Below are 8,580 nucleotides of genomic sequence, written 5' to 3' on the forward strand. Positions count from 1 at the left end.
CCTATGTTTTCTACATCATTAATGGCTTTTAACCAACCTCTTATGTTGTAACTGTAATCTACCGTTTGTAAACCAGTTGCTCCTGTAGCATCTGTTCCTCCTACGTTTTTAGCTATCACTAATTTTAATACACGAGATTGACTTTTTTATCATTTTCTTTGTTTTAAGACATTGTATAACACAAAAAGGAACGCACTATTGCGTTCCTTTTCTATCCATTTTTTTAATTTCAATTTAATTTTCAATTGGTTAGCTTCTGTGAAAATAGCTATCACTAACTCTGTAACATTACCCATTACCTATAACACAAAAAGGAACGCCATATTGCGTTCCTTTTCTATCCATTTTTTAAATTTCAATTTAATTTTTAACTGGTTAGCTTCTGTGAAAATAGCTATCACTAACTCTGAAACATTACCAAATCTGAAACATTACCAAAAAACATCGGTAAATGTGGTTTTAGATTTTATTTTCATTCAATTAAATAACTATCTGATAAAAATCACATAAATAAATTTAATAATATAAAAGATAATATATAGTAAAAAAGGAAGAATAAATAAGGCATACTTCGATATTTTTTTATTCCTGCTTCTAATGAAATCTATCAAAACATATAACAAAAAATATGTTGTTATTAAAAAAATTGGTATAAAAACAAACCAGTTTATAAAAATAAAAATATCTCTAAAAATTTTATTTGGATTTTCAGGTGCTAATACAGATAAGATATTAATCAAGATTAAAATTATAAATCCTATCATTGTATAGTAAGAATATTTGATAGTTTTACTTTTCATATTAAAATTTATAAAAATTAAAACCATTCTTTATAGCTCTCTGATCTTCTTTTGAATCAAAACCACTAAATGTCTCGTTTGCATTTGAACCAAACTGAATAGAACCATAACTAAAGCCATTCATTCCCATCCAATTACCCCACATAAAATTACCTGCATCATATAAATTATATATGCTTTTGGAATCTCCAAACCTAAAGAAATGATAATATGAATTGTATTCAGTTCTAGTTCCGCCTTTTTCTAAATATCTATATTGATCTTGTGTGAAATAATTTGGCACTAAAAAACTAAATGTAAAATCCGCACTACCTCTTGACATTAGAGCTGCCATTGCCCATGCCTCTGCCAATTTTCCTTGTACTCTAAGCATTAAAGGATCTAAGCCTGCTTTTACTACAGCAGTTGCTAACTCTTCAGATGATATAGGATAATAAAGTTGGTCTCCGATTTGAAAGTCACTAATTTCAGAAAAATCATTGTTTGGGTCATTAAAGAATAATTCTTTTCCACTTTCGTCAAAAAATCTATTAGGTCCCGCTTTCGTTATAACATCTGTAACTTTACCTTTAGAATTAACAATTATATCATCTGGAGGAGTGTCTTTACTACTACCATTAGCATTCATTCCATGACTTGCCATTGCAGTTTCAAAATCAACTACTTCACCATTGTCAGTATATTGTCCTTTATTTGGACCATCCCAATTGTATACAGCATCAGCTCCAGAAGGATCAGCCCAAAATACAGGATTATTATCAAAAGCACTATATGGAGAAAAATTTTCATGAATAACAGGATCTTGCACCACCCATCGAGCAATAGCAGGATCATATTGTCGCATATCCATTGCATACATATTCAATCCCAGTTCTGTTTGTAGTTCTTTACCGTTGTATTTATACTGGTTACTTGCATATTCTACAGCACTTTCTCCAAATTTCATAAGGGTAACATCTCCACTAAAATTTTTAGTAAACAAACTCACATCGCTATTGTAATTGGTATGTTTTAAACCAAAAGCATAGTAATGATTCTCTTCTATTATTTTAAGGCCTAAGGTGTTAGGATCTACTCCATAACTCAATCGAATGTTGCCTAGATGGTCTGTGTAATGAAACACATAATTGTAAGCCACTATTTTAATTCCTTTGCATGTAGGACAATTGTAATCTACCAATGATGCATTTACATAGCCTTCCGCATGGGGAAAGAATTGTAAATTGCTGTCTTTATACTGAAACCCTCCAGCTAAATAATCGGTTTTTGTTATCACACTGTTTTCTGTCACTTTTTTGCTTACTTTTTGTCCTGTGGCATTGTAAAGATATTCAATTGTGTTTGTTCCCACAACTATTTTTGTTGGCAAATTGAAGTGGTTGTAAACAATACTACCAATCCCTTTATTTTGGTCACTAGTCATGTTTCCATTGGCATCGTATGCATAATCATCACCATTAGGATCAGTAATTCCATCCCCATCATCTTTAAATCCTTGCGGGCTTGGTTCAGCATCAAAAACGTTCATCAATTGATTTTTCTTTTCAGGATGATAGGTGTAACTTAAATTATCTATTGGATTTACTCCAACTGAATCGCTATCAGTATCTCGACCACCATTTCTTATGAGGTTTTGAATGTTTCCGTTCTTATCATAAGTCAATTTTTCCAAATAATTATCTAGTGTTGGAGAAACACTTTCCGGTTTGCTATAATTAGCTTGAAGCAACCTATTCAAGTTGTCATAGCTGTATTTGTATTTTCTTTTAATATTATCACTACTGGTTTTCCAAAAGGTTTCTGATATATTTCCATTATACAAAGCAGTAGCGTCTTCTGGGTTGTTATAGCTAATTTTAAAAGCAAACAAATCGGTACCTATGTTTTCTACATCGTTAATGGCTTTTAACCAACCTCTTATGTTGTAAGTGTAATCTACCGTTTGTAAACCAGTTGCTCCTGTAGCATCTGTTCCTCCTACGTTTTTGCTAATCAATTGTCCTAGTTCGTCGTATTCATTTTTAGCAATTAATTGTTCGCTTCCTCCTGCGATTAATTGTTTGTGTAACTTTAAACGATCTTGGTCGGTATATTCAAAAGTATCGGTTATGGTAACTACTGTTCCATTAGTATCGTACTTATGAGTAGTCACAGTGTACTCAGTTTTTCCAGCCCAATCGAGTTTGCTGTCTACTTGGGTAAAGCCTCCTAAATGGTTACTGGTATAGGTACTAACAGGTCTGTATCTGTCATCGTAAAGGGTGTGCGAAATTTCCGAAGCGTTTGGATTGTTACTATCTAACACTTTTGTCCATGAACCTGTTGGTAGTCCTCTAACACTTGTAGTGGTGTTTTGTGTTAAAACTTGTGAAGGAACGTTTGGAGCATTAGGATAACTGTAGTCATCGTAATAGTTCTTTGTTAAAATGTCATTGGCACTCAACACAAAAGGAGTACTTCCTCCATTTACTACATTTTGATTACTGGCTCTATCTGTAGTACTTACCGTCATTTGTTTCCAACCTGTTTGGGTTACTCTTCCAAATGTATCATATTCTGTTATCATCCAGCCTACTGCAGTGGCACTACCATAAGGAGAAAATGCGGGTCCTGTTGCTACGGGTCTGTCTAGTTTGTCGTACACGATGAATTCCCATTGTTTGCCTGGTAGTTTCTTTTCTACTAGACGGTTGCGAGAATCGTATTTGTATTGGTACCCTAAATTATCTAAAGTCGTTTGAGAGGTATCTCCTTCTGCTAAAGGGGGCAATACGAAGGTTAGATTTCCAAATTGGTCATAGATATAGTAGGTATCGTGTTTTTCTGCATTACTTTTATGATCGATATTGTAGGTTCGTTTTAAAACTACTTGACCTTCTTTGTTTTTAAATTCCTCTGTAGTATTCCCTAAACCTGAGGTCCAGTTTTCATCTTTGGTGATGGTTTTGTATAACTCATTTTCAGCATAAGTCCCTAAATCATTGAGTACCGAATTGTATATTTTATTAGTTACATCTCCATTCCATGAAGCGGTGGCTGTAAAAAGTTTTACAGCATCGCTTGTTTGATTGGTTTGATAATCGAACTTGATTTCTTTACCACTTCCCATTGCCCAAGCATCACCAGGTGCGGCTTGCTTGAAAACCCTTCCTAATGGAGAAGCTTCTAGCTCTTTTTCGCTATAAGGATTTGCAGTTCCTCCGTTGTAAGAACTGTAAAAACCAGTTAATTCTGTCGCAACTGTTGTAGCATCGGTGTAGTCTAATGAAGGAGCATCGTTAGTATAGGGTAAATACTCCTTAGTTTGTCTACCAAAACCATCATATTCAATATGGGTAATAATATCGTTACCCAAATTAGATTGTTTGTGTGCTACTTGTTGAATAGGTCTTCCTAAACCATCAAAATAACTTACTTGTATGTTAGCTTGGGTAATATCTGGATTTTGTATAGGAACCTTTGTAGAATCCTTATAAATTGTTGTTTTTATATAATTATGATCTTGACTTTGTCCTAAAGCAAGAATAGGGAGTAATGTTAGTATAAATAATAATTGCTTCATCTTGCCTTAGTTTTTATAATGATATTCGTTCTCACTTAAAATATTACCATTTTTGTCTTTTACAAATTCCAAACGGTTGAAGTCATCGTAATGATACGTTACTGTATTGCCTTTTGGATCGGTAATGGTGCTTATCCCTACGAGTGGTTTGTAGGTATAAGTGGTTACCATAGCGTTTGGTAAGGCAGTTCTTAAATTATCTAAAGCAGTTATTAAGTTGGCTTCATTAGTACCATTTGAAAGCGTTTGTAAATTAGCTACATAAGGCAGTACTTGAGCATAAGTGGCATTTTCAATTTTAGCAATAGGCTGGGTTTTGTTGTAACCCCAAATGTAAGCAATAGGAATACCCGATTCTTGTTGGACTTCTAGTGGATTACCATTGGTATTGTCTATTGCATTGTATTTTATCCTTACTTCACTGGTTTCATTTCCTTTAGCTGTTTTTATGATTTCTGGAGCTAATAAACCGTTGCCCCAGTCTTTGTAAAGGGTTTCTTGCAGGCCTAGTTTTAGATTGTTTTTATACGACTTTGTAACTAATGGAATGCCAATCATGTTTTTATCAATTAGGGCTTGATTGTTTAACTCATGAGCGTAAGTGTATTTGCTTTTAACGATGCTACCTGTGGAATAAGTTGTGATTTGCTCAGTCATTTGCAAGTGCTGCTCATTCTGATATTTGTATTCTGTTTCTGTTACTAAATTACCTGTATCATAATAATCGGTAGTAATCGTTTTTCCAATATTTACAAAACCACCTGTCACGAAGAATGTTTTGTAGTATAAATAATAGGGATTACTGTTACTTGTTTCTAAATCACTAGCTGCAGGAGGAAATGTCTCCTCTGTCCAGTATTTATCTACATTAGGATTTGGAGCATCTACTTCTGAACGTACAGCTAGAAAAAAAGGAATTCTAAAATAGCCATTTTCTTTTTTATATTTGTATTTAGAATCAGTAATATTATAGCTCATTGGAAGGGTGTATACTGGTGGAAATAAAGTGTAATCACCAGGAGACATTCCTCCTAAGACTCCTTCATCTGTAGTAGGATTGTATTCAGAATCTCTCAATCCATAAGTATATTTGTTTTCAATTTGTTTTTTTAATTGGTATTGTTGGTTAACAAAACTGTAGTGTCGTTCTTTTAAAAGAAGTCCTCTAAGCCAGTCGTTATCGGTTGGTATGTTATATGGAAATAGCCAATAATCTCCTGTGTCCTCTAGATCAGTAAAAGTATATACCGATTTTCCTATGTTACTGCCTTTGCTTCCTGAGTATTCTGCAACCTGTGTGTATGAAACAGCGTTTCCTTGATAGGCACTTATGGGACTTCCTTGACCTGAGCTGTAATATTCGACTATTGGTACGTTTTGTCCATTTAAATTTACTGTTCTTTTTACAGCTACAAAGTCTGGCAAGCCGTTTAATCTTCCAGAAATAGTTCCGTCATCGTTTTTATATTCATACTCTTTTTGAAAAGCTATTTCAGTTTCAGTATCATGCTTTTCAATTTTTTGGATTCTTTTTCCTCCTGCAAAAAATTCATTGGAAGTGTTTTCACTTATTTCTTCCCAAGTAATACGAAGATAAAAACTATCGTTCATATCAAAAGGATCATATCCTTGAAAACGTGGCTGAACAACCATGTAATATTCTCCCGCTGGCAGTATATAATTAATTGTGTTATCCGTTCCAGGAGTTAACACAAGAGAAATATTTTGCTGACGGTCTACAGATTGAATCCAAACGTTAAATTTACATTCTTGTTCAGAACCTGTTTGACAAGCGGTATTATCTGTAAAGGACAACTTGTATTTAAAATGTACCGCATTTTCTCCTACAGTAAAAGGTTTTCTATAAATACTACCATTATAAAAGGTTCCATTTTCTAAATTTGAAAGAACGGCATCTTTTATATCTACAGGAACTTCAGGGTTTGGATCACCCGCTAAAACCACTTCATTTAGTTTATTGGTTTTGCTAACAATATTATCTTCGTAAAAATATTTTGTAAAACCACCTGTTGGATACGTTATTTTGTTTAACATCCCCACTCCACAAAGCGTAGAGTTTACTCTTCGGTCTCCAATTCCTGTTTCTAAAGAAAGAATAGAGTTTCCGTTATTGGCTCCATTATAATAGCCCCAAAGATCTTTCGAATTGGAGTGTCTGTTTGGCATTGGACTACTCAAATTATATTGAAAAGAGTAGGTGTTTTTTTCATTCGCATCAAGAATATTTATCTCTTCAACACTCTCTAAAAACAACCTTTTTCTTGCTTGAGGGTCTACATTATATAAATAGGGTAATATGTTTTGAGAAGATGTATTATTAGAATAAAAATAATTCAATTTGATTTTTTTAAGTAATGTATCTTTATTGTCATACACGCTAATCCATTCTAATTTTTTGCCGTAAGTGATATCTTCTCTTGGAGTAGAGTCAGGACTGTATTCAAAAACGATTTTTCCTTTTTCAAAAATAATTTCTTCTATAGCATTCTCTTCCGATCTAATTTTAGAAAAATAGGAAGTTAAATTATTACCCGTTTCTTTTTTATCGTAACTTCTCTTGTAATATATAGTGCTATTTTGGGCATACTTAAACTCTATAAAAGATTTATTTACTGTCTCAATATTGGTTAAATACCAACCACTAATATCATTATTACCTGTTCCATTTGTAATTTCTATGGATAAATCTGGCATTTTTGCTGTAAAATCTTGTAAGGATTGTTCCTTTGAAACTATTTCACCAACTTGTCCTTGTGATTCACCAAAAAAATATTTATTACCCGTTTTGTCAGTAATCTCAAATTTGTCTAAGGAATTTGTATTGAAAGATTCTATTTTTAAACCTTTACTTTGATTTTGAATAACGGGCTTTTTATCTACGTAATCGAAAATAAATTTACCACTACCTCCTGGAAAAGAGAAAAAAAATTGGTCTGGTGTGTAATAATCAAAATCGTATGATCCTAAAGCCTGACTTGCAATAATTTGTCTTCTTGTAGTTTCATTTTCGTATGCATCTAATAAATAACTACCTTGATAATTTAATAATCCACGTTCGTCTGGTATGCCTCTAATTTGTCTTGAAATGATTCCACCTCCATTAAGAGCCCATCCTAATCCTACATTTGAAGCTACTTCATCTACTTTAACACCTCTGGCATGATAATCTAAAGTTATCGGAATACTCACTCCATCTTGTACAATGGTATAGATGGGAATACTTATTGTAGGTAAACCATTGGAATAATTAACGGGTGTTTCAATAAATTTGGTTAATTGTGCCACTTCTGGTGTGGGTGAAACTATTTGCGGCAAATCTTGTGCAAATGCAAAGCAAGTGCATAGCAATAGTCCTATTGTTTTTATGGTTTTGATATATTTCATGCTGTGGTATCTTATTTTTTAATCACTTTTACGCTTCCTGTTTGGGTATTGGTTTTTATCTCAATTAGATAAATCCCTTGTGGTAAACTACTGACTTCCATAGGAATAGTGCGTTCTCCTTTTAGGGTTATGCTTTGTAGACTTCTTCCGTTTAAATCGTATACGGTTGCTGTTCCAGTTTCGTATTCGAAGTTTACGATAACATTGGTAAAACTAACCGCAGGATTTGGCATCGCTTCTACTGTGATTTTTAACTCTTCTTCTCTTTGTTTGTCTCTTAGTTTTACTACCCAAAAATCGGTACCTCCTTTAGCTGAATTTTTATCTCTTGAAGCGCTTCCGTTGGAAGTACCTGCTAATACATAACCTCCGTCTCTGGTTTCTAGTAGTTTTTTTAATACTTCATCTCCTTTACTGCCTACCGTTTGTGTCCAAATTTCTTCTCCTTTAGCATTAATCTTCAAAGCAATATAATCGTTGATGCCTTCTTTGTCTACTTGCAACCCTTTGATACTTGATTTTTGACTAGAGACTTTAGCTTCACTTTGGGCATAACCTCCTATTAAATAAGTCCCATCTGGGTTTTCTACAATCGAAGTTAATACATCTATTTTGCCATAGTTGTAGGTTTCTTGCCAATCGATACTGCCGTTTTTATCTAATTTTAATACCCAAAAATCGGTACCATTTTTATTGGTTTTCGATTTGGAATTCGTAGCTCCTGAATTGGAATTTCCACCCACAATAAAACCACCGTCTTTGGTTTGTGAAAGGGCAAATAGGTTATCGTCTTTATCACCACCTAGGGTTCTT

The 8,580-nt window shown here is 33.6% G+C and carries 3 protein-coding genes; all 3 read right to left on the bottom strand.

The features are described 5' to 3' along the window. Nucleotides 1-801: 801 nt before the first annotated feature. Nucleotides 802-4,362, bottom strand: coding sequence for a DUF6443 domain-containing protein (locus tag FIA58_RS20985; RefSeq protein ID WP_140964658.1), 3,561 nt, complete (start codon nucleotides 4,360-4,362; stop codon nucleotides 802-804). Between the two features lie 6 nt (nucleotides 4,363-4,368). Continuing rightward, nucleotides 4,369-7,767, bottom strand: coding sequence for an RHS repeat domain-containing protein (locus FIA58_RS20990; RefSeq protein WP_140964659.1), 3,399 nt, complete (start codon nucleotides 7,765-7,767; stop codon nucleotides 4,369-4,371). An 11-nt stretch (nucleotides 7,768-7,778) separates the two neighbouring features. Beyond that, nucleotides 7,779-8,580: T9SS type A sorting domain-containing protein (locus FIA58_RS20995; RefSeq protein ID WP_140964660.1), on the bottom strand; the 802-nt coding region annotated here is incomplete at its 5' end.

It is taken from the genome of Flavobacterium jejuense, from assembly GCF_006491595.2.
GTDB classification, from domain to species: Bacteria; Bacteroidota; Bacteroidia; order Flavobacteriales; family Flavobacteriaceae; genus Flavobacterium; species Flavobacterium jejuense.